This window comes from Agrobacterium sp. CNPSo 2736 (genome assembly GCF_004005385.1).
Taxonomy (GTDB): Bacteria; Pseudomonadota; Alphaproteobacteria; order Rhizobiales; family Rhizobiaceae; genus Agrobacterium; species Agrobacterium leguminum.
The window spans coordinates 521,478-547,932 of record NZ_RZTX01000001.1 but is presented as its reverse complement, the minus strand read 5'-3'; the positions used below and the strand labels follow the sequence as shown (position 1 = coordinate 547,932).

Annotated in this window: 21 protein-coding genes and 1 pseudogene; 14 read left to right on the top strand and 8 right to left on the bottom strand. The window is 61.1% G+C overall.

The window, feature by feature from the left end; translation table 11 throughout:
• Positions 1 to 61 precede the first annotated feature (61 nt).
• The 6 genes from gpmI to EM858_RS02485 form a co-directional block, all read right to left on the bottom strand.
• Positions 62 to 1,579: a 2,3-bisphosphoglycerate-independent phosphoglycerate mutase gene (gene gpmI, locus EM858_RS02520; RefSeq protein ID WP_127755692.1), complete on the bottom strand. Its 1,518-nt coding sequence runs from the start codon at positions 1,577 to 1,579 to the stop codon at positions 62 to 64.
• Between the two features lie 347 nt (positions 1,580 to 1,926).
• Positions 1,927 to 3,198, bottom strand: coding sequence for a dihydrolipoamide acetyltransferase family protein (locus tag EM858_RS02505; protein WP_127755691.1), 1,272 nt, complete (start codon positions 3,196 to 3,198; stop codon positions 1,927 to 1,929).
• A gap of 2 nt (positions 3,199 to 3,200) precedes the next feature.
• Entirely contained in the window at positions 3,201 to 4,214 is a 1,014-nt protein-coding gene (locus EM858_RS02500; protein WP_059753514.1) for an alpha-ketoacid dehydrogenase subunit beta, read from the bottom strand.
• Positions 4,215 to 4,217: 3 nt separating this feature from the next.
• Positions 4,218 to 5,456, bottom strand: a complete 1,239-nt coding sequence (locus EM858_RS02495) for a 3-methyl-2-oxobutanoate dehydrogenase (2-methylpropanoyl-transferring) subunit alpha (RefSeq protein ID WP_127755690.1) — start codon at positions 5,454 to 5,456, stop codon at positions 4,218 to 4,220.
• 44 nt (positions 5,457 to 5,500) lie between these two features.
• A complete protein-coding gene (locus tag EM858_RS02490; RefSeq protein WP_127755689.1) occupies positions 5,501 to 6,628 on the bottom strand; it encodes an acyl-CoA dehydrogenase family protein in 1,128 nt (375 codons plus the stop codon).
• Between the two features lie 12 nt (positions 6,629 to 6,640).
• On the bottom strand, positions 6,641 to 7,804 hold the full coding sequence (locus EM858_RS02485) for an acetyl-CoA C-acyltransferase (protein WP_164865276.1): 1,164 nt from the start codon (positions 7,802 to 7,804) through the stop codon (positions 6,641 to 6,643).
• A gap of 183 nt (positions 7,805 to 7,987) precedes the next feature.
• Between EM858_RS02485 and EM858_RS02480 the strand changes: the two genes are divergently transcribed.
• From EM858_RS02480 to panB, 8 genes are all read left to right on the top strand, one after another.
• Entirely contained in the window at positions 7,988 to 8,461 is a 474-nt protein-coding gene (locus EM858_RS02480) for an Lrp/AsnC family transcriptional regulator (RefSeq protein ID WP_003524741.1), read from the top strand.
• 75 nt (positions 8,462 to 8,536) lie between these two features.
• On the top strand, positions 8,537 to 9,709 hold the full coding sequence (locus EM858_RS02475) for an isovaleryl-CoA dehydrogenase (protein ID WP_127755687.1): 1,173 nt from the start codon (positions 8,537 to 8,539) through the stop codon (positions 9,707 to 9,709).
• 7 nt (positions 9,710 to 9,716) lie between these two features.
• A complete protein-coding gene (locus tag EM858_RS02470) occupies positions 9,717 to 11,318 on the top strand; it encodes a carboxyl transferase domain-containing protein (protein ID WP_127755686.1) in 1,602 nt (533 codons plus the stop codon).
• 7 nt (positions 11,319 to 11,325) lie between these two features.
• On the top strand, positions 11,326 to 13,317 hold the full coding sequence (locus EM858_RS02465; RefSeq protein ID WP_127755685.1) for an acetyl/propionyl/methylcrotonyl-CoA carboxylase subunit alpha: 1,992 nt from the start codon (positions 11,326 to 11,328) through the stop codon (positions 13,315 to 13,317).
• Between the two features lies 1 nt (position 13,318).
• Positions 13,319 to 14,230 (top strand): hydroxymethylglutaryl-CoA lyase, encoded by a 912-nt coding sequence (locus tag EM858_RS02460; RefSeq protein ID WP_127755684.1) that lies wholly within the window; start codon positions 13,319 to 13,321, stop codon positions 14,228 to 14,230.
• A gap of 5 nt (positions 14,231 to 14,235) precedes the next feature.
• Entirely contained in the window at positions 14,236 to 15,006 is a 771-nt protein-coding gene (locus tag EM858_RS02455; protein ID WP_127755683.1) for an enoyl-CoA hydratase-related protein, read from the top strand.
• 150 nt (positions 15,007 to 15,156) lie between these two features.
• Positions 15,157 to 16,035, top strand: coding sequence for a pantoate--beta-alanine ligase (gene panC, locus EM858_RS02450; RefSeq protein WP_127755682.1), 879 nt, complete (start codon positions 15,157 to 15,159; stop codon positions 16,033 to 16,035).
• A complete protein-coding gene (panB, locus tag EM858_RS02445; RefSeq protein ID WP_065657128.1) occupies positions 16,032 to 16,871 on the top strand; it encodes a 3-methyl-2-oxobutanoate hydroxymethyltransferase in 840 nt (279 codons plus the stop codon). Before panC ends, panB begins: the two co-directional genes overlap by 4 nt.
• A 154-nt stretch (positions 16,872 to 17,025) precedes the next feature.
• Here panB and rhaI read toward each other — a convergent pair whose 3' ends face one another.
• Positions 17,026 to 18,318 carry an L-rhamnose catabolism isomerase gene (gene rhaI, locus EM858_RS02440; protein ID WP_127755681.1) on the bottom strand — a complete coding sequence of 431 codons (1,293 nt, stop codon included), beginning with the start codon at positions 18,316 to 18,318 and terminating at the stop codon, positions 17,026 to 17,028.
• A 189-nt stretch (positions 18,319 to 18,507) separates the two neighbouring features.
• On the bottom strand, positions 18,508 to 20,604 hold the full coding sequence (locus tag EM858_RS02435; protein WP_127755680.1) for a bifunctional rhamnulose-1-phosphate aldolase/short-chain dehydrogenase: 2,097 nt from the start codon (positions 20,602 to 20,604) through the stop codon (positions 18,508 to 18,510).
• Between the two features lie 200 nt (positions 20,605 to 20,804).
• On the opposite strand from EM858_RS02435, the gene EM858_RS02430 reads away from it, so the two are divergent.
• The 6 genes and pseudogenes from EM858_RS02430 to EM858_RS02410 all read left to right on the top strand — a co-directional run bounded on the left by EM858_RS02430 (position 20,805) and on the right by EM858_RS02410 (position 26,455).
• Positions 20,805 to 21,635 (top strand): DeoR/GlpR family DNA-binding transcription regulator, encoded by an 831-nt coding sequence (locus tag EM858_RS02430; protein ID WP_065118076.1) that lies wholly within the window; start codon positions 20,805 to 20,807, stop codon positions 21,633 to 21,635.
• A 47-nt stretch (positions 21,636 to 21,682) separates the two neighbouring features.
• On the top strand, positions 21,683 to 22,693 hold the full coding sequence (gene rhaS, locus EM858_RS02425) for a rhamnose ABC transporter substrate-binding protein (RefSeq protein WP_127755679.1): 1,011 nt from the start codon (positions 21,683 to 21,685) through the stop codon (positions 22,691 to 22,693).
• Positions 22,694 to 22,720: 27 nt separating this feature from the next.
• Positions 22,721 to 22,869, top strand: a pseudogene (locus tag EM858_RS27675) (riboflavin biosynthesis protein RibD); the annotation flags it as partial.
• Positions 22,870 to 22,903: 34 nt separating this feature from the next.
• Positions 22,904 to 24,439, top strand: a complete 1,536-nt coding sequence (locus EM858_RS02420) for a sugar ABC transporter ATP-binding protein (protein ID WP_164865275.1) — start codon at positions 22,904 to 22,906, stop codon at positions 24,437 to 24,439.
• A gap of 13 nt (positions 24,440 to 24,452) precedes the next feature.
• On the top strand, positions 24,453 to 25,454 hold the full coding sequence (locus EM858_RS02415) for an ABC transporter permease (protein WP_127755678.1): 1,002 nt from the start codon (positions 24,453 to 24,455) through the stop codon (positions 25,452 to 25,454).
• Entirely contained in the window at positions 25,451 to 26,455 is a 1,005-nt protein-coding gene (locus tag EM858_RS02410; RefSeq protein ID WP_127755677.1) for an ABC transporter permease, read from the top strand. The genes EM858_RS02415 and EM858_RS02410 overlap by 4 nt, the downstream gene beginning before the upstream one ends.

Genomic DNA, 26,455 nt, shown 5'->3' with positions numbered 1-26,455 from the left:
TCGGCGCGCGGGGAACGGGCAGTCGCGCGGGGCTGGAACGCTCCCGCGCGACGGCGTGTGATTAGAGGTCGATGAGGCTTTTGCCCGTCATTTCCGGCGGCAGCGGCACATTCATCAGTTGCAGCAGGGTGGGCGCGACATCGGCAAGAATGCCGTCATGCAGCTTCGCACCTTCCGGACCGCCGAAAAGGATCACCGGCACCGGATTGGTGGTGTGCGCCGTATGCGGGCCACCGGTCACCGGGTCGACCATGGTTTCGCAATTGCCGTGGTCGGCAATGACAATCATTGCGCCACCCACTTTTTCGAGGGCGGCAACGACCGCACCAAGCCCGCGATCCACGGCTTCACAGGCCTTGATTGCGGCCTGCAGATCGCCGGTATGACCGACCATATCAGGGTTAGCGTAATTGGTGACGATCAGATCGTAACCCTTGCCGATCGCCTCAACGAATTTTTCCGTCACTTCCGGCGCACTCATCTCCGGCTGCAGATCGTAAGTCGCAACCTTCGGCGATTTCGGCATGAAGCGGTCTTCGCCGACTTCCGGCTCTTCCTTGCCGCCATTCAGGAAGAAGGTGACATGCGGATATTTTTCCGTCTCGGCAAGGCGGAACTGCGTAAGCCCCTGCTTCGCCACCCATTCGCCCAGCGTATTGACGATATCGCGCTTGGGATAGGCCGTGGTCATGAAATCATTGTGCCGTGTGGAATATTCCACCATGCCGAGCAGCGCCGAAAGGACGGGCTTTTCGCGCGAAAAACCGTCGAAATCGTCCGCCCCTATGGCGAGCAGGATTTCACGGGCACGGTCGGCGCGGAAATTCAGGCAGAACAGGCCATCGCCGGCCTTGAAGCCCTCATAGCCGTCGATCACCGTCGGCAGGATGAATTCGTCGGTGACGTTGTTTTTGTAGCTCTGGGCAACGGCGCTCACCGCATCGCGCGCGTGTTCGCCTTTCGCCAGAACCATGGCGTCATAGGCTTTCTCGACGCGCTCCCAGCGATTGTCGCGATCCATCGCATAATAGCGGCCGATTACCGTGCCGATGCTTGCCCCCTGCGGCAGGCTTGCCACCAGCGCCGCCACAAAATCTTCAGCCGATTGCGGCGCGACATCGCGGCCGTCGGTGATGGCATGTACCACCACCTTCAGGCCGTGGCTGATCATCAGCTTCACCGCCGCCTGACCGTGGAGGATATGGCCATGGACGCCGCCATCGGAAACGACGCACATCAGATGCGCCACACCACCCGCGGCCTTCACCGTGGCGGCGAAATCAAGCATCGCCGCATTGCGGAAAAAGCTGCCATCCTCAATCGCCAGATCGATCTGGCCGAGATCCATGGCGACGATGCGGCCGGCGCCGATATTGGTGTGACCGACTTCCGAATTGCCCATCTGCCCGGTGGGCAGGCCGACATTCGGGCCGAAAGTGGTGAGCCTCGCATTCGGGCAGGTGGCGAAAAGCCGGTCCATGGTGGGCGTATTCGCCAGCACCGGCGCATTGCTGGATGTGTCCTCGTTCAGCCCCCAGCCATCGAGAATAGTCAGGACAACGGGTTTGGGAGTGCGCATGGGAGGACCTTCTTCTTCATTCGGTTGCCGGCGGAGGGCGGACCGCCGGGCACCGGAGCGCCCTCTTCCGCCACTATGATCATGATGAGAAAACATGCTTCTCGTTCTTCTCTTCTATACCCGAAGATGACGAACGCAAGCCTATACAGACAGCGAAACAGTTCCGTGAAGGTCGAAAACGCGAGCTAAGAAATGCGGTCATGACACGCATACACCCTCATTCCTGTGCTCGTCACAGGAATCCAGCCGACGCGCGTCTGCGCGGTGGAGAGAGTCCTTTCAGCCCAAAGACTTGGGCAGGCTGGATCACTGTGACGAGCACAGGGATGAGGGAGCACGGATCGCCTTCACTCGATGAAAATAAGCGCGGGCTTCTCCAGCAATGCCTTGATGGCCTGAATGAAGACTGCCGCATCCCAGCCATCGACAACCCGGTGATCGAAGCTCGATGAGAGGTTCATCATCTTGCGCGGCACAAATCGCGTCCCGTCCCAGACCGGACGCGTCATGATCTTGTTGACGCCGATGATCGCCACTTCGGGGTGATTGATGATGGGTGTCGAGACCACACCGCCCAAGGCTCCCAGCGAACTGATGGTGATCGTGGAGCCCATCAGCTCTTCCCGATGGGCCGTGCCGGTGCGGGCGGCTTCGGCGACGCGTGCGACTTCGCCCGCGCATTCCCAAAGACCGAGCGTTTCCGTGTGGCGCACGACCGGAACGGTGAGGCCCGACGGCGTCTGCGTTGCGATGCCGATATGAACCGCTTCATAGTGGCTGACGACCCCTTTTTCGTCGTCAAAGGTGGCATTCATGCCGGGATGATCGGCAACGGCCTTCACCAGCGCGCGCATCAGGAACGGCAGGATCGTCAGCTTCGGTTGCCCGGAACGGCGGTTGCCGTTCATGGTCGCGCGCAAATCCTCCAGATCGGTCACGTCGACTTCTTCGACATAGGTGATGTGGGGAATGCGGGAGGCGGAAAGCACCATCTTCTCGGCAATCTTGCGCCTGAGCCCGGTCACCTTCACCTCCTCGACAGCGCTATCGTGGGGCGCTATCGGCTCGGGGCTTTCCGGCCGACCGCGCACGGTTAAAAACCCGTCGAGATCGGCATGGGTGATATGCCCGTCGGGGCCCGTTCCCTTGACCTTGGTGAGATCGATATCGAGATCGTCGGCGCGCTGGCGAACGGCGGGAGACGCCAGCGGTTTATGATGCGGTTCGGCGGCGGGCGCCGGCGGCGCCTCCTCGGCCTCTCGCGCCGTCGGCTGGGCTTCAACAGGTGGTGGCGTGTCCGTCATGTCGGCAGGCGCTTCCGTCATCTGGGTGGGCGCCTCTGCTTCCGGCGCACTGCCACTGGGAGCGGCGGCGGCGACATCGGTTTCGATGCGCAGGAGCGGCGCCTTCACCGGCACGGTATTTCCGACCGTCACGGCGAGCCAGGTGACGACGCCCGCCACCGGGGACGGGATTTCCACCGTCGCCTTGTCGGTCATCACCGCGGCCAGCACCATGTCCTCGTGGACGAGATCGCCCGGTTTGACGTTCCATTCCACCAGTTCGGCTTCCGCCACACCTTCACCGACATCAGGCATCGTGAGAACAAATTCCGCCATAATCAGGCCTCCATGACTTCGACAAGGGCGCGCCCGACACGGGCAGGTCCCGGAAAATAGTCCCACTCCTGCGCATGCGGGTAAGGCGTATCCCAGCCCGCGACGCGGACGACGGGGGCCTCAAGGTGATAAAAACAATGTTCCTGCACCAGCGACACGACTTCGGCCCCGAAGCCGGAGGTCAACGTCGCCTCATGCACCATGACGCAGCGGCCGGTCTTGGAGACGGACTTCACGATGGTATCGAGATCGAGCGGCAGCAGGCTGCGAAGGTCGATGATCTCGGCATCCACACCCGTCTCTTCCGCCGCCGCCAGCGCCACATGCACCATGGTGCCATAAGCGATGACGGTGACAGCGTTTCCGGGACGGCGTATCTCGGCCTTGCCGATGGGAATGGTGTAGTGCCCTTCCGGCACCTCCCCCATCTCGTGTTTGGACCAGGGCGTTACCGGCCGGTCGTGATGCCCGTCGAAGGGACCGTTATAAAGCCGCTTCGGCTCCAGAAACATCACCGGGTCGGGGTCTTCGATGGATGCGATCAGCAGCCCCTTGGCGTCATAAGGATTTGAAGGAACCACCACCTTCAACCCGCAGACATGGGTAAAAAGCGCTTCCGGGCTCTGGCTGTGCGTCTGCCCGCCAAAAATGCCCCCGCCGGTCGGCATTCTGAGAACGATGGGGCAGGTGAAATCGCCATTGGAGCGATAGCGGATACGCGCCGCCTCCTGGGTGATCTGGTCATAGGCGGGATACATGTAATCGGCGAACTGGATTTCGACACAGGGCCGCAGGCCATAAGCGGCCATGCCGATGGCGGTGCCGACAATGCCGGATTCGCTGATCGGAGCATCGAAACAGCGGGTCTTGCCGTATTTTCCCTGCAGCCCCTGCGTGGCGCGGAACACGCCGCCGAAATAGCCCACATCCTCCCCGAACACCACGACATCGTCGCTGCGCTCCATGGACACATCCATGGCGCTGCGGACGGCTTCAATCATCGTCATTCTTGCCATGTCTTACCATCCTGCCTTCTGGCGCTGGCGGACGAGATGCGGCGGCATCTCGGCGTAAACGCCTTCGAAAATATCCTTTTTCGGCGGTTTGCCGCCCTCATGCAGCGTGCCGTGGCTTTCTGCCTCGCGCTGCGCCTCAAGCACCTCATCGGCGATTTCCGCCTCCGTCTGCCGGTGCCTTTCCTCCGACCAGACGCCGCGCAGGATGAGGTGTTTTTTGAGCCTCAGAACCGGGTCGCCCAGCGGCCATGCCTCGGATTCCGTCTTAGGGCGGTAAGCGCTCGGATCGTCCGACGTGGAATGGGCGCCGACACGATAGGTCACATATTCGATCAGCGTCGGGCCGAGATTGCGGCGCGCCCGTTCCACCGCCCAGCGCGCCACGGCATAAACGGCGAGATAATCATTGCCGTCGACCCGAAGTGCGGGAATGCCGAAGCCCAGCCCGCGCGCCGCAAAGGTGCCGGAGCCGCCGCGCGCGATGCCCTGAAAGGTGGAAATCGCCCATTGGTTATTGACGATATTGAGAACCACCGGGGCCTTGTAGGTGGAGGCAAAGACCATCGCCGAGTGAAAATCCGACTCCGCCGTCGAACCGTCGCCGATCCATGCTGCGGCGATCTTCGTATCGCCTTTGATGGCCGACGCCATCGCCCAGCCGACCGCCTGCACATATTGCGTGGCGAGATTGCCGGAGACGGTGAAGAAACCATGCTCCTTCGAGGAATAAAGCACCGGCAACTGCCGCCCATGCAGCGGATCCAGTTCGTTGGAATAGATCTGGTTCATCATGGTGACGAGCGGGTAATCGTCGGCGATCAGCAGCCCTGCCTGCCGATAGGTCGGGAAATTCATGTCGCCCTTGGAAAGCGCCTTGCGGAAGGCGCAGCTCACCGCCTCTTCACCCAGATGCTGCATGTAGAAGGAGGTCTTGCCCTGCCGCTGCGCCATCAGCATGCGCGCATCGAAAGCCCGAAGCCGCATCATGTTTTTGAGGCCCACCAGCAAGTCTTCATCCGAAAGCAGCCCGGCCCACGGCCCAACGGCCTCGCCCTGGTGATTGAGGACACGGATGATCGAATAGGCGAGATCGCGCATGCTTTCCGGCGCGGCGTCAACTTCCGGGCGCGGCACGGAACCGGCTTTGGGTATTTTCACATTGGAGAAATCCGGCTCCCCGCCGGGCCGCACCGCAGGTTCGGGAACATGCAGGCTGAGACGTGGCGTTTCGGTTATATCCATTCTACTCCTCCCGTCGCGATCTCCTCCAGACCGCGAAACAACTCTCAAAGGTTCCGCGCGATTACCATCCGCTGGACATCGCTGGTCCCCTCGTAAATCTGGCAGATGCGCACATCGCGATAGATCCGCTCCACCGGATAATCCGCCATGTAGCCGTAACCGCCGTGAATCTGGATGGCGTCCGAGCAGACGCGTTCGGCCATTTCGGAGGCGAAGAGCTTGGCCATCGAGGCCTCCGAAAGACAGGGCTCACCCGCTTCCTTCAGCGCCGCCGCATGCAGCACCAGCTGCCGCGCCGCCTCAATCCGCGTCGCCATGTCCGCGAGGCGAAACGCCACCGCCTGATGCTCCACGATTGCCTGCCCGAAGGCCTTGCGCTCGCGCGCATAATCCCGCGCCGCCTCGAAGGCGGCCTGCGCCATGCCGACCGCCTGCGCGGCGATGCCGATGCGCCCACCTTCCAGATTGGCAAGCGCGATGCGATACCCCTGCCCCTCTTCGCCCAGCCGCAGTTCGGCCGGTACCGCCATCTCGGTAAAGGCAATCTGGCAGGTGTCGGATGAATGCAGGCCGAGCTTTTCTTCGACCCTTATGACCTCGTAACCCGGCGTATCGGTCGGCACGATGAACGCGCTGATGCCCTTCTTGCCCGCCGCCGCATCGGTAACGGCAAAGACGATGACGACATCGCCATTCTTGCCTGATGTGATGAACTGCTTTGCGCCGTCGAGAATGTAGCGGTCGCCATCGCGCCGGGCGCGGGTCTTGAGGTTGGAGGCATCGGAACCGGCCTGCGGTTCGGTCAGCGCAAAACCACCGATCCATTCGCCGGAAGCCAGTTTCGGCAGGAAACGCTGCTTCTGGTCTTCGGTCCCGAATTTCAGGATCGGCACGCAGCCGACCGAATTGTGCACGCTCATGATGGTGGAACAGGCCCCGTCACCGGCAGCGACTTCCTCCACCGCCAAAGCATAGGCAACGGCACCGGTTTCCGACCCGCCATAGTCCTCGGAGACAAGCATCCCAAGGAAGCCGAGATCTCCCATCTCTTTCAGTTCGTCTTTCGGGAACCGGCTTTCCCGGTCACGCGAAGCAGCCCCAGGGGCGAGCCGCTCGCGGGCGAAATCGCGGGCCATGTCCCTGATCTGCTGCTGGGCTTCGTTCAGGATCATCGCCGCCTCCCCTTAATGTCGCTCTATGCCGAGCGCGGTTGCTTCGCCGCCGCCGATGCAGACGGCGGCCACGCCCCGTTTCAGCCCGTGGCGCTGCAAAGCGGCCAGCAGGGTGACGACGATCCTCGCGCCTGAAGCGCCGATGGGATGGCCGAGCGCACAGGCGCCGCCATGCACATTCACCTTCTCATGTGGCAGATCGAGATCGCGCATTGCCGCCATCGCCACCACGGCAAAGGCCTCGTTGATTTCGAACAGATCGATATCCTTCGCCGCACAGCCGGTTTTATCGAACAGCTTTTTCATCGCGCCGATGGGAGCCGTTGGATATCCGGCGGGTGCATCCGCATAAGAGGTTTGGCCGATAATGGTCGCCAGCGGTGAAAGGCCCCGCCTTTCCGCTTCGGAGCGACGCATGAGAACGAGAGCGGCCGCGCCATCGGAAATCGAGCTGGAATTGGCCGCCGTCACCGTTCCGCCATCGCGAAAGGCGGGCTTCAGTTGCGGGATCTTTTCCGGCTTCGCCTTGCCCGGCTGCTCGTCCACCGAGATATCCACGACGGGCGCTATTTCCGCTTCGAAAGCCCCCTCAGCAATGGCACGCCGGGCGCGCTCCAGCGAGGTCAGCGCATAGTCGTCCTGCATGGCACGGGTGAATTGGTAGGCTTCAGCGCAATCTTCAGCGAAAGTGCCCATCAGCCGACCCTTGTCATAAGCGTCTTCGAGGCCATCCAGAAACATGTGGTCGGTGAGCTTGCCATGGCCGAGACGATAGCCGTTGCGGGCGCGGTCCAAGAGATAGGGCGCGTTGCTCATGCTTTCCATGCCGCCCGCAAGCACGATTGAAGAGCTTCCCGCCGAAATCTGGTCATGCGCCAGCATGATCGCTTTCATGCCAGAGCCGCACATCTTGTTGATCGTCGTCGCACCAACCGAGTTGGGGATTCCGGCGGCAATGGCCGCCTGTCTGGCCGGAGCCTGCCCTTGCCCCGCCGCAAGCACGCAACCCATCAGCACATCGTCAATATCAGAAGGCGGAACCGCAGCCCGCTCAGCAGCCGCGCGGATCGCCGCCGCACCGAGATCGGGCGCGGCCACCGATTTGAATTCGCCCTGGAACCCACCCATAGCAGTACGGGCGGCCCCGACGATCACGACAGGGTCATGCACAGCCAAATTCACCTCCCTTGGCCATTCTCCCACTTAAGAGAGCGACCGTCATCGCAATCTCCTCCAGACCGCGACTGAGGTGAACGCTATCACTATCTCGAATTCATTTCAAAGCTATTTTGATTGACAGTTTTTTGATTGACGATATCTTTGATCCAACAATTAGTCATATCATAGAGCAAATGATCCATGATTGAGCTCGACAGTTTCGACCGCAAGATTCTGCATGTGCTCGGCGATGACGGGCGGGTGAGCTGGCGCGATCTGGCGGCCCGCATCGGCCTTTCCTTCACGCCAACGCTGCGCCGTGTACGCAAGCTGGAAGAGGAAGGCATCATTCGTGGCTATACCGCCGTGTTCGATGAAAACCGGCTGCTCGGCAATATGGGCGTCTTCATCTCCGTCACGCTGGAACGGCAGATCAAGGAAGCGCTGACGACCTTCGAACACCATGTCGCTTCTATCCCCGAAGTCGTGGGCGGTTATCAGACCAGCGGCAGTTCCGATTACCTGATCCACGCCATGGTGCGGGATTTGCCGCATTATCAGGAGCTACTGGATTTCCTGACCACGGTTCCCGGCGTGTCGCGCATCCAGTCCAATTTCGCCATCAAGACATTCGTGCGCCGTTCCGCCGCCTTCACCGGGGGTGACACGCCGTAAATAAGAGCTGCCGGCGCGGAGGAGGTGCCGACTGCTGAAAAGAGGGACGGCCTGCCGTCCGGAGGAGGAGACGCGATGAGTTTGAACCTCGCCGCCATTTTCGATGCCGATCTCGGCCCGGAAATCGCAGCATTGCGCGACAGCGCAAGTGCATTCGCAGATGATAAAATCGCTCCGCTGGCGGCAGAGATCGACAGGGACGACCGTTTTCCACGCAAGCTCTGGCCGGAGATGGGTGAGCTCGGCCTGCACGGCATCACCGTTTCGGAAGAGTTCGGCGGTGCCGACATGGGTTATCTCGCCCATTGCGTGGCGATGGAGGAAATAAGCCGGGCTTCGGCTTCCATCGGCCTTTCCTACGGCGCTCATTCCAACCTCTGTATCAACCAGATTCACCGCTGGGGAACGCAAGAGCAGAAGCATAGATATCTGCCGAAACTCGTCTCCGGTGAACATGTCGGTTCACTCGCCATGAGCGAGACGGAAGCCGGTTCGGATGTCGTGTCCATGCGGCTGAAGGCGGAACGCAGGGGTGATCGCTATGTGCTGAACGGCGCAAAAATGTGGATCACCAATGGCCACGAGGCCGATACGCTGGTGGTCTACGCCAAGACGGATATGTCCGCCGGCCCGCGCGGCATCACCGCCTTCCTGATCGAAAAGGGCTTCAAGGGATTTCGCCCGGCCCAGAAACTCGACAAGCTCGGCATGCGCGGCTCACCCACGTCAGAACTGGTGTTCGAGGATTGCGAGGTGCCGGAAGAGAACATTCTCGGCCGCCTCAATGACGGCGTGACGGTGCTGATGAGCGGGCTGGACTATGAGCGAGCCGTGCTGGCCGCCGGCCCCGTCGGTATCATGCAGGCGGCCATCGATCTGGTGCTGCCCTATGCCCGCGAGCGCAAACAATTCGGCAAGGCTATCGGCGAATTCCAGCTGGTGCAGGGCAAGCTCGCCGATATCTACTCGTCCATGAATGCATCCCGCGCCTATGTCTATGCCGTGGCGCGGGCCTGCGACAATGGCCGCATCACGAGGCAGGACGCCGCTGGCGCAATCCTATTTGCCGCCGAGCGGGCGACACAGGTGGCGCTGGATGCGATCCAGCTTCTCGGCGGCTCCGGCTATGTCAATGAAAGCCCGGCCGGACGTTTGCTGCGCGACGCCAAGCTTTACGAGATCGGCGCCGGCACCAGTGAAATCCGGCGGATGCTGATCGGCCGCGAACTGGTCAAGGGCAACGGGTGAGGACGCGATGAAGCTTACTTCCAGTCTGAACCGCGACCCCACCTTTGCTGCCAATGTCGATTTCATGTCGGGGCTGGTCGATGACCTGCGCCAACATGTCGAAAAAATCTCCAGAGGCGGCGGCGAAAAGGCCCGCGAACGGCATCTTTCCCGCGGCAAATTGCTGGCGCGTGACCGCATCGAGGCCCTTCTCGATCCCGGCAGCCCGTTTCTGGAATTGTCGCAATTTGCAGCTTACGAGGTCTATGACGAACCCGTTCCCGCCGCCGGCATCGTTACCGGCATCGGCCGGGTCTCGGGCCGTGAATGTGTGATCGTCGCCAATGACGCGACGGTAAAAGGCGGCACCTATTATCCGCTGACAGTGAAGAAACATCTGCGCGCGCAGGAAATCGCCACTGAGAACCGCCTGCCCTGCATTTACCTCGTGGATTCCGGCGGCGCGAACCTGCCCAATCAGGACGAGGTGTTTCCCGACCGCGATCATTTCGGCCGCATCTTCTACAATCAGGCCAATATGTCGGCGGAAGGTATCGCCCAGATCGCCGTGGTGATGGGCAGCTGCACGGCGGGCGGGGCCTATGTGCCTGCCATGAGCGACCAGTCCGTGATCGTCAAAAATCAGGGCACGATCTTTCTCGGCGGCCCGCCGCTGGTGAAGGCGGCGACCGGCGAGGTGGTAAGTGCGGAGGACCTCGGCGGCGCGGATGTGCATTCCCGCCAATCCGGCGTCACCGATCATTATGCCCATGACGACCGCCATGCGCTGGCGCTGACCCGGCGGATCGTTTCCACGCTGAACCGCCGAAAGCAGGTGGAGCTGGATATCCGCGAACCCGCAGACCCGCTTTATCCGGCTGAGGAGCTTTACGGCATTGTTCCTGCCGACACGCGAAAACCCTTCGAGGTGCGCGAGATCATTGCCCGACTGGTGGATGGTTCGGAATTTGACGAGTTCAAGGCGCTCTACGGCACGACGCTCGTCTGCGGTTTCGCCCATATCCATGGCTATCCCGTTGGAATTATCGCCAATAACGGTATCCTTTTTTCGGAATCGGCGCTGAAGGGCGCGCATTTCATCGAGCTCTGCTGCCAGCGCGGCATCCCGCTGGTTTTCCTGCAAAACATCACCGGCTTCATGGTCGGCAAGGCCTATGAAGCCGGTGGTATCGCCAAGGATGGTGCGAAGCTCGTCACCGCCGTAGCATCGGCAAAAGTGCCGAAATTCACCGTCATCATCGGCGGCTCCTTCGGGGCCGGCAATTACGGCATGTGCGGCCGGGCCTATTCGCCACGCTTCCTGTGGATGTGGCCGAATGCCCGCATTTCCGTGATGGGCGGTGAACAGGCGGCGTCCGTTCTGGCGCAAATCCGCCGCGACGGCATCGAGGCCGATGGCCGCCACTGGTCGCAGGAAGGCGAAGAGGCGTTCAAGCAGCCGATCCGGGAAAAATACGAGCGGGAGGGACATCCCTATTATGCCAGCGCAAGGCTGTGGGACGATGGCATCATCGACCCGAAGGATACCCGCCTCGTGCTCGGCCTTGGCCTGTCCGCCGCGCTTAACGCACCGATAGAACCCACCCGTTTCGGCATATTCAGGATGTGAGGCGACCATGTTCTCGAAAATACTGATCGCCAACAGGGGCGAAATCGCCTGCCGCATCATCCGCACCGCCGCCAAGATGGGTATCCGCACCGTTGCCGTTTATTCGGATGCAGACCGTGACGCCATGCATGTGACGCTGGCCGACGAGGCCATAACCATCGGCGCAGCACCCGCGCGAGCCTCCTATCTCGACGGTGAAAAAATCATCGCCGCCGCAAAAGCCTGCGGCGCGCAAGCCATTCATCCGGGTTACGGTTTCCTTTCGGAGAATGCCGGTTTCGCCGAAGCCTGCGCCGCAGCCGGCCTCGTTTTCATTGGCCCGCCAGCAGCGGCAATCCGCGCCATGGGTGGAAAAAGCGAGGCAAAGGCGCTGATGGCAGAGGCCGGCGTTCCGGTCGTTCCCGGTTATCACGGTGACGAACAATCGGAGAAACGACTGGCAAGCGAGGCGGACACGATCGGTTATCCGGTGCTGCTCAAGGCCTCAGCCGGCGGCGGCGGCAAGGGCATGCGTATCGTCCGGCAAAAGCGCGACTTCGCAGCGGAGCTTGCGGGTGCAAAACGCGAAGCGCTGGCCGCCTTCGGCAATGACCGCATGCTGATCGAAAAATACCTTGAACGGCCGCGCCATGTGGAAGTGCAGGTCTTTGCCGACGGCCACGGCAAGTGTGTTTCGCTTTTCGAGCGCGACTGCTCGATCCAGCGCCGGCACCAGAAGGTCATAGAGGAAGCCCCTGCCCCCGGTCTGCCCGATGCGCTTCGCCAGCGCATGTATGAAGCGGCGGTCGCCGCCGCCCGCGCCATCGATTATCGCGGCGCGGGAACCGTGGAATTCCTGCTCGACCCTTCCGGCGACTTCTATTTCATGGAAATGAATACGAGGCTTCAGGTCGAACATCCGGTGACGGAATATATTACCGGTCTCGACCTGGTCGAATGGCAGATCCGCGTCGCCAACGGAGAGCCCCTGCCGGAAGACTGGACCGGTCTCAGCATAAACGGCCACGCCATCGAGGCGCGGATTTATGCCGAAGACCCGGCGCATGATTTTTTGCCGTCGATCGGCACCGTCAGCCATCTTGTTTTTCCCGATCAGGGCCTTCACGTCAGGATCGACAGCGGCATACGCGCCGGCGACGCCATCACCGTGCATTACGATCCGATGATCGCCAAGTTGATCGTCTGGGACCGAGATCGCCAATCGGCGGTACGGCGTCTGCGGTTGGCGCTCGAAAATCTGGCGATCTGCGGCGTCACCAGCAATGCCGCCTTTCTGACGCGGCTTGCGGGACTGGCGGCCTTCGCGAACGCCGATCTCGATACCGGCTTCATCGCCCGTAACGAAGCGGCGCTGTTTGCCCCGGCAGCAACGAACGGGAACGAGATAGCCATGGCCGCGCTTGGCCTGCTGCTTGCGCGGCAAAAAAACGGAAAGCCGGGTTCACAGGCCGATCCCCATAGCCCGTGGAACACGACGGCCGCCTTCCGCCTCAACGCGCCGGCGCGGGAAACGCTTTATTTCGTGTTTGACAACCAGCCGCTTGGCGTCGGCGTCACGCATGAGGCGGACGGCTTTTCGCTGGAGATCGACGGACGCGCGATCAGCGCCAATGGCGGCCTCTCGGACGATGGCAAATTCCTAGCGACCGTGGCAGGCAGGAAAAGGCAGGGCCATTTCTTTACAGAGGATGGCCATTACGCGCTTTTTCTGGATGGCGAGCATTATCGCATCGGCCAGCCGGATCCCGTCGATATCGCGGATTCCGCTCCCCATACCGGCGGTCTGGAAGCACCCATGCCCGGCGTCATCCGCGCCTTGCTGAGCAGCAACGGTGCCGCCGTTGAAGCCGGCGAGGCGCTTGTGGTGATGGAGGCGATGAAAATGGAGCACACGATCCGCGCGCCGGCGAAAGGCACCGTCACGGCCATCAATTGCATTGAGGGCGATATGGTCGCGGCCGGTGCGGTGCTGGTGGATTTCGAGCCGGAGGGCGGCTGAGATGAGCTGGCCCCGAAAGGTAAAAATCGTCGAAGTGGGCGCGCGTGACGGCTTGCAGAACGAAAGCGCCGAGGTTCCAGCCGCCATCAAGATCGAGCTGATCGAACGGCTGGCCGCAGCCGGATTGGCGGCGGTGGAAGCGGGCGCTTTCGTCTCACCCAAAAAAGTGCCGCAAATGGCGGGTTCGAAAGAGGTGTTCCAGGGCCTCGAAAGGCGACCCGGCACCGCCTATCCGGCACTCGTTCCCAATATGAAAGGTTTCGAGGCCGCCATTGAAGCCGGTGTGACAGAAATCGCCGTTTTCGTCTCCGCATCCGAAGGTTTCAGCCAGCACAATATCGGCTGCTCGCGCGCCGAAAGCCTCGAGCGCCTGCGCGATGTCGCATCAGCGGCGGCTGGCCGGAACATCCTCATGCGCGGTTATGTCTCCTGCATAGCCGGCTGCCCCTATGACGGCGCGGTTGCGCCCGATGAGCTGGCGGCGATGGCCGAAGCGCTCATCGCACTCGGCTGTTACGAAATCTCGCTCGGCGATACGATCGGCGTCGGCACGGCGGACCAGATTCGCAATCTCATCAAGCGAGTGTCTGCCCGCATCCCGCGTGAAAAACTCGCCATGCATTTCCACGATACCTATGGGCAGGGCGTCGCCAATGTTCTGGCCTCGCTGGATGAAGGTATCTCCGTCTTCGACAGTTCGGTGGCCGGGTTGGGCGGCTGCCCCTTTGCGCCGGGCGCCAGCGGCAACGTCGCCACCGAAGATGTCGTTTATCTGCTGCACGGGCTTGGCATTAAAACCGATGTCGACCTGATGGCGGTGGCGAGAACCGGCGACTGGATCAGCCGGCATCTCGGCAGACCGAATGCGGCCCGCGCCGGCAAGGCGCTGCTTGCGGCAAGACAGGAAAGGTGACGCGCATGGCGCACGAGTTGCTGAGCGAAAGACGCGAAGACGTTCTCTGGCTGACGCTCAACCGGCCGGAAGTACACAATGCCTTGAATTCTGCGATGACGGACGCCCTGACGACGGCCATCCTCACGGCATCCGGTGATGGCGGCCTGCGCGCCGTGGTGATAACGGCCGCGGGAGACCGCAGCTTCTGCTCCGGGGCCGATCTGAAAGAAAGCGCCGGCGGCATGTTCCTCTCGCGGGATGGAACCAACCCCATCGCCGATGTGATGCGGGCCATCGAGGGCTGCGACAGGCCCGTCATCGCCCGCATCAACGGTCGGGTTCTGGCCGGCGGGCTTGGCCTCGTCGCCGCCTGCGATCTCGCCTATGCCGCCGACCATGCCGAATTCGGTCTGCCAGAAGTCCGTGTCGGGCTTTTCCCGGCCATGGTGGCGGCAAAGCTTCTGGCGAAGATACCCCTGAGCCAGCTTCAGGAAATGGCCTATCTCGGCGCTGTGATAAACGCCGCTGATGCGGAGCGCCTTGGCCTCGTCAATCGGGCTGTCCCGTCGGACGAACTCGATGTCATGGTGGAGGATGTTCTCGCCCGGTTGCGGCAGAATGCGCCGGGCGCCATCGCGGCCGGAAAAGCGGCGTTGCTGAAGATGCGCGATATGCCCTCCAGCGACCGGCTCGCCTTTGCCGAAAGCGTCATCGCCACGATCAGCGGCAGCAACGAGGCGCGGGAGGGGCGATTGGCCTTTGCCGAAAAAAGAAAACCGCTCTGGGTGGAGTGATCGCCGCCATCTGTCCGGGCGCCGGTTTTCTCGAAAGTCGTCATAGGGTTAATCGATATAATCCCGATGCGTCCGTTGACCCCGTTCGGCAAATCGAGTTCTATCCAGCACCTTTCGCCGGGCAGCGATTGGGGAAGCCGGAGGAGACCCATGCAGCTTGTAAAAACCGTCGCCGAATTGCGGGATGCCACCGCCGCCTTTCGCCGTGCGGGCAAAACCATCGGCTTCGTGCCGACCATGGGCTTTCTCCATATCGGCCATCTGACGCTTGTTGCCCAATCCAGGGCGGAAAACGACGTGACGGTGGTTTCGATCTTCGTCAACCCGCTGCAATTCGGTGCGAATGAGGATCTGGCCCGTTACCCCCGCGATCTCGCCCGCGACAGCGCATTGCTGGAAGAGGCTGATGTCGACATTCTTTTCGCACCAGAAGTCTCGGAGATGTATCCGCGCCCGATGCAGACCGTGGTGGATGTGCCCGAACTGGGAAGCCAGCTGGAAGGTGCGGTGCGGCCGGGGCATTTCGCCGGTGTTGCGACCGTCGTGACCAAGCTTTTTAACCTCGTCCAGCCGGATGCCGCCTATTTCGGAGAGAAGGATTATCAGCAGGTGACGCTGATCCGCCGCATGGTCGAGGACCTCGCCCAGCCGGTCAGGGTCGTTCCCGTCGCCACGGTGCGTGAGGCGGATGGGCTCGCCTGTTCCTCGCGTAACGTTTATTTGAGCCACGCGGAACGTGCCGCCGCCGTGATCGTGCCGCAGGCACTTGATGAGGCGGAACGGCTTTATGGCGAGGGCTTCGACGACCCCGCCGCATTCGAAGCCGCGATAGAAAAATTCATCGCCGCCGAGCCGCTGGCCTCACCGGAAGTCGTCGCGGTGCGCGATCCAGATACGCTCGCCCCCGTTGCTTCATTGCAGGCGGGACCTGTGCTGGTGGCGCTGTTCGTCAGGCTCGGCAGCACGAGGCTCCTCGACAACCGCGTCATCGGGCGCGACAGGATCAATCAACGGGAGGCGGCCGAATGAGCGCCCATGGAAAACACAAGCGGCTGACGACGGCCTCCATCCGGCAGATGAAAGGCGAGGCGCGCATCGTCTGCCTGACCGCCTATACCACGCCGATTGCCCGCCTGCTCGATCCGCATTGCGATCTGCTCCTGGTCGGCGATTCCCTCGGCATGGTGCTTTACGGCATGGACACCACCGTCGGCGTCACGCTGGATATGATGATCGCCCATGGCCGCGCGGTAATGCGCGGTGTCGAACATGCCTGCGTCATCGTCGATCTTCCCTTCGGCACCTATCAGGAATCCAAGGAACAGGCATTCCGCAACGCCGTGCGATTGATGCAGGAAACCGGCTGTGACGGCGTGAAGCTGGAAGGCGGCGAGGAAATGGCGGAGACCATCGCTTTTCTGGTGGCGCGCGGCATTCCGGTGTTCGGCCATGTCGGGCTCATGCCGCAGCTGGTTCACACCGCCGGCGGCTTCCGCTCGCTCGGACATTCGGATGCGGAAACGCAAAAAATCTGGCGCGACGCGATTGCGGTGGATCAGGCGGGCGCCTTCGCCATCGTCGTGGAAGGCACCGTCGAGCCGCTTGCGCGCGAACTGACCGAAAAACTCGCCGCGCCCACGGTTGGCATCGGCGCATCGCCGGCCTGCGACGGGCAGGTGCTCGTTTCCGACGACATGCTCGGCCTCTTCACCGATTTCAAACCAAAATTCGTCAAGCGGTTCGCCGATCTTGGCCCAACGGTCTCCGAAGCAGCGGCAGCCTATGCCGATGAAGTTCGCTCGGGGGCGTTTCCCGGGCCGGAACATACATTTCAAGTGCGCCGGCAATCGCCTTCGGGGAAGTGACACTATTTCCGTCATGCCGGACTCGCTCCGGCATCCAGCCACGGCGCGTCTGCGCCGTGAAAGACTCTTGCGCGATCAATGACTTGATCGCACTGGACCCCGGATCAAGTCCGGGGTGACGGGTGTGGGGGACGTCCCCCAAAAAACAACGCCCCTATACAATGCCGCCGCTGCCGCCAACCGAAGCCGGGCGCTTCGCCGCCACCTGCTTGCGATAGCCGCTCGCACGATAAGTCGCCACCGGATCGATAGCGCCGCCCGCCAATTGCCGGGCCTGCGCAAGAATCGGTTCGACATCGGTGCGATAGGCCCGCTTCAGCATATCGGAAGCCATCAGGGCATCATTGTCCTGCTGGTAACCGTCGAGAGCCGCGCGATCCACCAGCAGCGCCTGCGCATAGGCGCGGCGGATTTCATTGGCGCTGGAGATCAGGCTTTCTATCGGATCCGTCACATTGTGCGACTGGTCGATCATATGGGCAGGATGGAAACCCTTCACGCCGCGATGTTCGGCATCCACCAGCTCGTTGAAAACGAGGAACAGGCGGTATGGCTCGATTGAACCGGCATCCAGATCGTCATCGCCATATTTGCTGTCGTTGAAGTGGAAACCGCCGAGCTTGCCGAATTGGATAAGCCGGGCGACGATCATTTCGATATTGGTGTTCGGCGCATGGTGGCCGAGGTCGACGAGGCAGAAGGCCTTTTCGCCGAGCGTATTGGCGATGAGGTAATTGGTACCCCAGTCCTGCACGACGGTGGAATAGAAGGCTGGCTCATACATCTTGTGTTCGGAGAAAATGCGCCAGTCATCCGGCAGCGCCTTGTAGATATCGGCCATGCCGGCAAGATAGCGCTCGAAGCTTCTGGTGAAATTGCTCTGGCCGGGGAAGTTCGAGCCGTCGCCCACCCACACCGTCAGCGCCTTGGAGCCGATGGCGTTGCCGATCTCGATACATTCGATGTTGTGTTCCACGGCCTGCCGGCGCGTGGCGGCATCGGTGTGGCTGAGGGAGCCGTATTTGTAGGAATGGCTCTGACCGGGCGCATCCGAAAACGTATTGGAGTTCATGGCGTCGAAGCCGAGACCCAGCGCATCGGCATGGGCTTTCAATCGCTTCGGGTCTTCCTTGTCCCACGGAATATGCAGGGAGACGTTTGGTGTAGCGCGCGTCAGCTGGTTGATGACGGCGCAATCATCGAGCTTGTCGAAAATGCCGCGCGGCTCCCCCGTGCCGGGAAAACGGGCAAAGCGCGTGCCGCCCGTGCCGACGCCCCAGGACGGCACGGCGACGAAAAACTCCGCCACCCTGGCCGTGACTGCCTCAATATCGATATTGCGGCGGGCGAGCTGGTTGCCCAGCGCCTGATAGTCGTCTTTCTGTGCGCCGGCGCGCTTTTCGTTTTCAGCCGCGATCACATCGGCGGCGATTTTCGTCTCGGTCATCTTTTCCTCCCGGGAATCGGTCCAGTGCATGCTTAGCTTATCGACCTCATCTCCGTCATACCGGCCTTGAGCCGGTATCCAGTCGACGCGCGTCTGCGCGGCGGGATAAGTTCCTTCAGCCCAAGGACTTGGGCTGGCTGGATTCCGGCTCAAGGCCGGAATGACGGAAATAAGAACGGGCCAAACGCCTTATCGCGTAAAACTCTGCGCGTTACCGGCATCAACATTGATGATGTTGCCGGTGGACTTGGCGGAAGCGTCGGAGGCCAGGAAATAGATCGCCTCGGCGATGTCTTCCGGGAAGACGTTGAGCTTCAGCATTGAGCGTTTGCGATAATGTTCCTCCAGATCTGTCACCTCGATCTTGGATGAAGCCGCGCGCTGCTCACGCCACTCACCATTCCAGATTTTCGAACCACGCAACACGGCATCGGGATTGACGGTGTTGACGCGAATGCCCGCTTCCGCGCCTTCGAGCGCAAGGCAACGGGCGAGATGAATTTCCGCAGCTTTCGCCGTGCAATAGGCGGACGCATTGGGCGAGGAAGCAAGGCCATTCTTGGATGCAACGAACACCACATTACCGCCGAGATTCTGACGCCGCAGCAGCCGGAATGCTTCCCGCGAAACGAGGAAATAACCCGTGGCGAGAATGTCGATATTCTTGTTCCACATGGCAAGCGTCGTATCTTCCACGGGTGCGGAGGAAGCGATACCGGCATTGGAAACGAGAATATCCACGCCGCCGAATTCCACGCTCGCTTCCGCGAAGGCCGCAATGACGGCATCCTCTTTCGTCACATCCAGCTTCACGCTGCGCACCGCGTCAGCGCTGTAGCGCTTGACGAAATCGCCCTTGGCAGCCTCCAGCGCCGCCTCGTCGATATCGGCCAGCACAACGCAGGCGCCCTCGCCCGCCAGCCTTTCCGCCGTTGCCCGACCGATACCGCCAGCACCGCCGGTGACAAATGCCACGCGGCCGGCAAGGCTCTTCGGCTTCGGCATGCGCTGAAGCTTTGCTTCTTCCAGCAACCAATATTCGATATCGAAGGCCTCCTGTTCGGGAAGGCCCTGATATTCGGACACGGTGGAAGCACCACGCATGACGTTGATGGCGTTGACGTAAAATTCGCCGGCAATGCGCGCCGTCGCCTTGTCGTTGGCGAAGGACAACATGCCAACGCCGGGGATCAGGAAAATCACCGGGTTCGGATCGCGCATCTTCGGCGAATTGTCGTGGCGGCAGGCTTCGTAGTAGCGGGTATAATCGGCGCGGTAAGCTTCAAGCGCCTTGTCGAGACCCGCCGTCAGCGCGTCCACATCCGGCTTCGCCGTATCGAGATCAAGGATGAGCGGGCGGATTTTCGTGCGCAGGAAGTGATCCGGGCAGGATGTGCCGAGGTTCCCAAGCGGCTTCAGGTCTTTCGAGTTGACGAATTCGAGAACCGCGTCCTGATCGTCGAAATGGCCGAGCTTGCGTTCCTCACGGCCGATGCGGCCACGGATTTCCGGCATCAACCGGGCGGCGATGGCGCGGCGTTCGGCAAGGGGCAGGCTCTTCGCCACCGCGCCGCCAAAAATCGTCTTGCCTTCGGTCTTTCCCGCAAACCATTCGATGGCCTTGTTGATGATGGCGAGCGTCAGTTCGTAACATGCCTTGGCGTCATTATCCCAGGTGAACAGGCCGTGACTTTCCAGCACGACGCCCTTGGCCTTCGGGTTGGCCTTGACGAAAGCTTCGAGATCAAGACCGAGCTGGAAACCCGGACGACGCCAGGGCAGCCAGCCGATATCGTCACCGAAAATCTGCTGCGTCAACTCCTTCGAATTCTTCGAGGCGGCAATCGCAATAATCGCATCCGGATGCATGTGATCGACATGATCATAAGGCACGAAACCGTGCAGCGGCGTATCGATGGAAGCCGCGCGCGGGTTAAGGTTGAAGGTGCAATGCGGCAGGAAGCCGACCATGCGGTCCTCATCTGTAACACCCTTATAAATGCCCTTCAGCGCTTCCAGCTTATCGAGATAAAGCGTCGCAAAACCATCGAGTTTGATGGTGCCGACATCACCGCCGGAGCCTTTGACCCACATGACGCGGACCTTCTCGCCGGTTAGCGGATCGGTTTCCAACACCTTCGCGGAGGTATTGCCGCCGCCGTAATTGGTGATGCGCTTGTCCGCACCCAGCAGATTGGAGCGATAAAGCAGCTTGCCGGGCTCATCGAGCGTCCTGGCGTAAGCGTCGTCCCAACGGCTTTCGAGAAGGCGGGATGTTCCCGTCATGTCTTCCTCCCAATATCTTTCTGCATTCGCGGAGCCGATATCGGCCCGCCTCCTTTGATGGCAGATATCGCGCATCCAAAAGCACAATGTCAATCAAAAACGATCATAAATTTTCATGTTGCAGCGCGATATTGATTAATTTGATCGTTCTTGATTGACAACGTAAAGAGATTGCGAATAATCACGGTCAGGAGGACCCCATGCACGAACGCGAACGCCATCGCATCATCTTGAGCGCCACGCAGGAAAAAGCTGTCGTGACGGTGCAGGATATTGCTGAACTCACGGATGCGTCGGAAGCGACGATCCGCCGGGATATCGCGTCTCTGCATGTTCAGGGCAAGTTGCGGCGCGTGCGCGGCGGAGCGGAAGCGGTGCATCCGCCGCAGCTCGGCAATCTCGCCGCACGTCCCTTCCGCGTATCCGAATCGGTCAATATCGACAAGAAACGCGCAATTGCGCGCAAGGCGGTCGATCTCTGCAATGATGGCGACGCGATCATCCTGAATGGCGGCACCACGACATTCCAGATGGTGCATTACATGGCGGCACGCCGCCTGCAGGTGATGACCAATTCCTTCGCGATTGCCGAGCATCTGGTCAAGCATTCCAAATGCAGTGTCAGCGTGCCGGGCGGCGCGATCTATCGCGATCAGAGCCTTATCCTGTCGCCTTTCGAGAACGACGCGATCCGCAATTTTTATGCGCGACGGATTTTTCTCGGCGCGCAGGGCGTGGGCGCGCTCGGCATCATGGAGTCCGACGCGCTGGTCATCCAGAGCGAACAGAAGCTGATGCGGCAGGCCGAAGAACTGATCGTAATGGTCGATTCCTCGAAATTCAGAAAACGATCCAGCCTGATTTTATGCCCGCTCGAAAATGTCACGACCATCATCACCGATGACGGGATTTCGGACGAAGCGGCAAGGATGGTGGAAGATGCCGGCGTCGAATTGCTGATCGCCGGCGCAGTGGCAGCGGGAAAAACCGCCGGTCCGCCGGATGAGGAGAATTCTTCTTCAGTCGCTTGAGGAGCGCTGAAGGGAAAAACAAGGTTCAAAACGGGAGGAAAAGGGACATGAAACTTACACGCAGAACATTGACCAGCGTTCTGGCACTCAGCGCGGCGCTCTCCGTCACGGGGCTTGGCAGCGTTGCCCAAGCGGCAGACGTCAAGATAGCGCTGGTGGTCAAGTCACTCGGCAACGGCTTTTTCGAAGCCGCCAACAAGGGCGCGCAGGAAGCCGCAAAGGATCTCGGCGGCGTCGAGATCATCTATACCGGCCCGACCAGCACCACGGCGGAAGGCCAGATCGAAGTCATCAATTCGCTGATCGCGCAGGGCGTCGATGCCATCGCCATTTCCGCCAACGACCCCGACGCCGTTGTTCCGGCGCTGAAAAAGGCGGCACAGCGCGGCATCAAGGTCATTTCCTGGGATTCCGGCGTGGCGCCCGAGGGCCGCATTCTCCAGCTCAACCCCTCTTCCAATGCGCTGATCGGCAAGATGTGCCTGCAGCTCGCCGCATCGCATCTGGAAGGCGGCAAGGGCGACTTCGCCATTCTTTCGGCGACCACCACCTCCACGAACCAGAATATCTGGATCGACGAGATGAAGAAGCAGCTGAAGGACTTCCCCGGCCTCAACCTCGTCACGACCGTTTACGGCGATGACCTTGCCGACAAGAGCTACCGCGAAGCGCAGGGCCTGCTCTCCTCGCAGCCGAATGTGAAGGTCATCGTAGCGCCGACGACAGTTGGCGTTCTCGCTGCCTCTCAGGCCGTGAAGGATGCGGGCAAGATCGGTCAGGTCTATGTGACCGGCCTTGGCCTGCCGTCGGAAATGGCCGGCGCCATCAAATCAGGTGCCACCAAGGAATTCGCCATCTGGAACCCGATCGATCTCGGTTATTCCGCCACACAGATCGCCTATCGCCTTGTGAAGGGCGAAGCCGATGGCAAGCCGGGCTCGGAAATCGAAGCGGGCCGCATGGGCAAGATCAAGGTTGGCGAAAACAGCGAAGCGGCGATGGCTGATCCGTTCATCTATGACGCGAAGAATATCGATCAGTTCTCGAAGATTTTCTGATCTTGATAATATCCGGCGGTGCGGAGGCTACCCCCCTCTGCCCTGCCGGGCATCTCCCCCTCAAGGGGAGAGATCGATATGCCGCACCCGCTCGATCCATAAGGCAGGGTGCTATCCGCTTGCCGATCTCCCCCCTTGAGGGGGAGATGCCCGGCAGGGCAGAGGGGGGTGCCCCTCGCCGCTTCAATCAAAACTGACCGGTAAGACGGAATGATGCGTGCTGAAACCCAAACCATAGACATCCCAGCGACTTCCAGCGCTACGCCCATTCTCGAAATGCGCGGCATCAGCCAGATATTCCCCGGCGTGAAGGCGCTGGATGGCGTCGATATTGCGCTTTATCCCGGCAAGGTCACCGCGCTGATCGGTGAGAACGGCGCGGGCAAATCCACGCTCGTCAAAATCCTCACCGGCATCTACCGCCCGAACGAAGGCGAAATCCTGCTGGATGGCAAGGCTGTGACCTTTCCCGGTGCGCAAGATGCCATCGATGCCGGTGTCACCGCCATTCATCAGGAAACCGTGCTCTTCGACGAACTTTCGGTCGGCGAAAACATCTTCCTCGGCCATGCGCCAAAAGGCCGTTTCGGCCTGATCGACTGGAAGACCATCAATGAGCGCGCCAGGGTTCTGCTGGAACAGCTGGAAAGCACCATCGATCCTACCATCCGGTTGAAAGACCTGTCGATTGCCCAGCGCCATCTGGTGGCTATCGCCCGTGCGTTGTCGGTCGAGGCGCGCATCGTCATCATGGACGAACCGACGGCTGCGCTTTCCCGCAAGGAGATCGATGATCTCTTCCGCATCGTCGAGAACCTCAAACGGCAGGGCAAGGCGATCCTCTTCATCAGCCACAAGTTCGATGAAGTCTATGAAATCGCGGAGAATTACGCCGTGTTCCGCGACGGGAAAATGGTCGGAGCCGGCGCACTCGCCACCACGCCACAGGATGAGATCGTGCGCCTGATGGTCGGTCGCGACGTGACGAACGCCTTCCCCAAGCAGGCCGTCACGCTGGGGCCAACTGTGTTGTCGGTTCGCGATTACTCGCACCAGACGGAATTCCGCGATATTTCGCTCGAGCTGCGCAAGGGCGAGATTCTCGGCCTTTACGGGCTGATCGGTGCGGGGCGCTCCGAACTCTGCCAGTCGCTGTTCGGCATCACCCGGCCGGCCTCTGGTGAGGTGACACTGAACGGCCAGCCGCTCACCATTCGTTCGCCGGAGGATGCGATCCGCGCCGGCATCGTTTATGTGCCGGAAGAGCGCGGCCGCCATGGGCTGGCGCTGGACATGCCGATCTATCAGAACATGTCGCTGCCTTCGCTCACGCGCACCTCGCGCAAGGGGTTTCTCGCCGCCGCCAACGAATTCGCGCTGGCACGCAAATACGCGTCCCGTCTCGATCTACGTGCGGCCGCACTCTCCGTGCCTGTTGGCACGCTTTCGGGTGGCAACCAGCAGAAGGTGGTAATCGGCAAGTGGCTCGCCACCCAGCCGAAGGTCATCATTCTCGACGAGCCCACCAAGGGCATCGATATCGGCTCCAAGGCCGCCGTGCATGGCTTCATCAGCGAGCTTGCGGCGGAAGGGCTTTCCATCATCATGATTTCATCCGAACTTCCCGAAATCCTCGGCATGTCCGACCGTGCCATCGTCATGCGCGAAGGCCTGATGGCTGGCCTGTTCGAACGCGCCGATTTTTCTCCGGAAAAGCTGGTGCGCGCCGCCACCGGCAATGCCTGAGAGGGGCAAAACCATGCAACGTTTCCTCAAAAATCGCGAATGGCTGCTGGCGGGCATCATCGTCATCATGATCGCCGGTTTTGCGCTGCGCGCGCCCGGTTTCAGCCGGCCGGCCAATCTGGTCAATATCTTCAACGATACCTCCATCCTCATCATTCTGGCGCTTGGCCAGATGGCGGTCATTCTCACCAAATCCATCGATCTTTCGGTTGCCGCCAATCTCGCCTTTACCGGCATGGCCGTGGCCATGACCAATGCCGCCTTTCCCGGCATTCCCCTGCCGCTTCTCATCGTCATGGCGGTCGGCATCGGTGCGTTTCTCGGCTCGCTCAACGGCGTACTGGTCTGGTGGCTCGGCATTCCGCCCATCGTCGTCACGCTCGGCACGCTCACCATCTATCGCGGCATGGCCTTCGTGCTGTCGGGCGGCGGCTGGGTGAATGCGCATCAGCTTTCGCCGACCTTCCTCAATGTACCGCGCACCGTGATCCTCGGCATGCCGGTTCTTTCATGGGTGGCGATCCTCATCATCGCCGGGGCCTGGCTGGTGCTCAGCCGCACCTCCTTCGGCCGTTCGGCCTATGCATCGGGCGGTAATCCGAGTGCAGCCGTTTATGCGGGCATCGATGTCGGCCGCACGCGCTTCTTCGCCTTCGTGCTGTCAGGCGCTCTGGCCGGTCTCGCCAGCTATCTCTGGGTCTCGCGTTATGCCGTTGCCTATGTCGATATCGCCGCCGGTTTCGAACTGGACAGCGTGGCGGCCAATGTGATTGGCGGCATCTCGATTGCCGGCGGCATCGGCTCAGTGGCCGGCGCCGTGCTTGGCGCGCTGTTCCTCGGTGTCATCAAGAACGCGCTCCCGGTCATCGGCATCTCGCCCTTCGCGCAGATGGCGATATCAGGCGTGGTGATCGTGCTTGCCGTCGTCTTCAACGCCCGCGCCGAAGCTCGAAAAGGCCGCATCATCCTGCGCGACCGGGCGGCAAGCGATCAGGCCAAGGAGGCCGCAGCATGACCTCGCAACCGACACAGACACCCCGCATCATCCCGGACAAGCTCGGTACGCCGCTGCGCCGTGTCATGGCCAGCTGGGAAGTGCTGCTGCTTGGCGTTGCGATCCTGATCTTCATCGCCAATTCGCTCGCCTCACCCTATTTCCTCAATGCCTGGAACCTCTCCGACGCAACCTTCAACTTCACCGAAAAGGCGATCATCGCCTTTGCCATGGCGCTGCTGATCATTGCCGGTGAAATCGATCTATCCGTCGCCGCCATCATCGCGCTTGCCTCAACCGCCATGGGTGCGGCGGTGCAGATGGGCGTCGGCACGCCCGGCCTCGTCGCCATCGGCATCGGCACCGGGCTTTTATGCGGTGCTTTCAACGGCTTTCTGGTCGCCGGGCTGAAACTGCCGTCCATCGTCGTCACCATCGGCACCATGAGCCTGTTTCGCGGCATCTCCTATATGGTGCTGGGCGATCAGGCCTATGGCAAATATCCGGCCGACTTCGCCTATTTCGGCCAGGGTTACGTGATCTCCGTCATATCCTTCGAATTCGTGCTGTTCATCGTCATGGCCGTCCTCTTCGCCATTCTGCTGCACGCCACCAATTTCGGCCGGCAGGTCTATGTCATCGGCACCAATCCCTTCGCCGCCCGCTTCTCCGGCATTCCCGTCGAGCGGGTGAAGTTCATCCTCTTCCTGCTCACCGGCCTGATGAGCGGCATCGCCGCCGTCTGCCTCACCTCGCGGTTGGGCTCTACACGCCCGTCCATCGCTCAAGGGTGGGAGCTTGAAGTGGTGACCATGGTGGTGCTGGGCGGTGTCTCCATTCTCGGTGGCTCGGGCACCATTGCCGGCGTCGTCATCGCTGCCTTCGTCATGGGCCTTGTCACCTTTGGTCTTGGGCTGCTGAACGTGCCTGGTATCGTCATGTCGATCTTCGTCGGCCTGCTTTTGATCGTCACCATCGCCATCCCCATCGTCGTCCGCCGCCTTCGCGCCATGAGAAGTTAA

Excerpts from the sequence above, each read along its gene's own strand:
- gpmI (WP_127755692.1), bottom strand. The coding sequence starts at position 1,579 with ATGCGCACTCCCAAACCCGTTGTCCTGACTATTCTCGATGGCTGGGGG.
- EM858_RS02505 (WP_127755691.1), bottom strand. The coding sequence starts at position 3,198 with ATGGCGGAATTTGTTCTCACGATGCCTGATGTCGGTGAAGGTGTGGCG.
- EM858_RS02500 (WP_059753514.1), bottom strand. The coding sequence starts at position 4,214 with ATGGCAAGAATGACGATGATTGAAGCCGTCCGCAGCGCCATGGATGTG.
- EM858_RS02495 (WP_127755690.1), bottom strand. The coding sequence starts at position 5,456 with ATGGATATAACCGAAACGCCACGTCTCAGCCTGCATGTTCCCGAACCT.
- EM858_RS02490 (WP_127755689.1), bottom strand. The coding sequence starts at position 6,628 with ATGATCCTGAACGAAGCCCAGCAGCAGATCAGGGACATGGCCCGCGAT.
- EM858_RS02480 (WP_003524741.1), top strand. The coding sequence starts at position 7,988 with ATGATTGAGCTCGACAGTTTCGACCGCAAGATTCTGCATGTGCTCGGC.
- EM858_RS02475 (WP_127755687.1), top strand. The coding sequence starts at position 8,537 with ATGAGTTTGAACCTCGCCGCCATTTTCGATGCCGATCTCGGCCCGGAA.
- EM858_RS02470 (WP_127755686.1), top strand. The coding sequence starts at position 9,717 with ATGAAGCTTACTTCCAGTCTGAACCGCGACCCCACCTTTGCTGCCAAT.
- EM858_RS02465 (WP_127755685.1), top strand. The coding sequence starts at position 11,326 with ATGTTCTCGAAAATACTGATCGCCAACAGGGGCGAAATCGCCTGCCGC.
- EM858_RS02460 (WP_127755684.1), top strand. The coding sequence starts at position 13,319 with ATGAGCTGGCCCCGAAAGGTAAAAATCGTCGAAGTGGGCGCGCGTGAC.
- EM858_RS02455 (WP_127755683.1), top strand. The coding sequence starts at position 14,236 with ATGGCGCACGAGTTGCTGAGCGAAAGACGCGAAGACGTTCTCTGGCTG.
- panC (WP_127755682.1), top strand. The coding sequence starts at position 15,157 with ATGCAGCTTGTAAAAACCGTCGCCGAATTGCGGGATGCCACCGCCGCC.
- panB (WP_065657128.1), top strand. The coding sequence starts at position 16,032 with ATGAGCGCCCATGGAAAACACAAGCGGCTGACGACGGCCTCCATCCGG.
- rhaI (WP_127755681.1), bottom strand. The coding sequence starts at position 18,318 with ATGACCGAGACGAAAATCGCCGCCGATGTGATCGCGGCTGAAAACGAA.
- EM858_RS02435 (WP_127755680.1), bottom strand. The coding sequence starts at position 20,604 with ATGACGGGAACATCCCGCCTTCTCGAAAGCCGTTGGGACGACGCTTAC.
- EM858_RS02430 (WP_065118076.1), top strand. The coding sequence starts at position 20,805 with ATGCACGAACGCGAACGCCATCGCATCATCTTGAGCGCCACGCAGGAA.
- rhaS (WP_127755679.1), top strand. The coding sequence starts at position 21,683 with ATGAAACTTACACGCAGAACATTGACCAGCGTTCTGGCACTCAGCGCG.
- EM858_RS02420 (WP_164865275.1), top strand. The coding sequence starts at position 22,904 with ATGATGCGTGCTGAAACCCAAACCATAGACATCCCAGCGACTTCCAGC.
- EM858_RS02415 (WP_127755678.1), top strand. The coding sequence starts at position 24,453 with ATGCAACGTTTCCTCAAAAATCGCGAATGGCTGCTGGCGGGCATCATC.
- EM858_RS02410 (WP_127755677.1), top strand. The coding sequence starts at position 25,451 with ATGACCTCGCAACCGACACAGACACCCCGCATCATCCCGGACAAGCTC.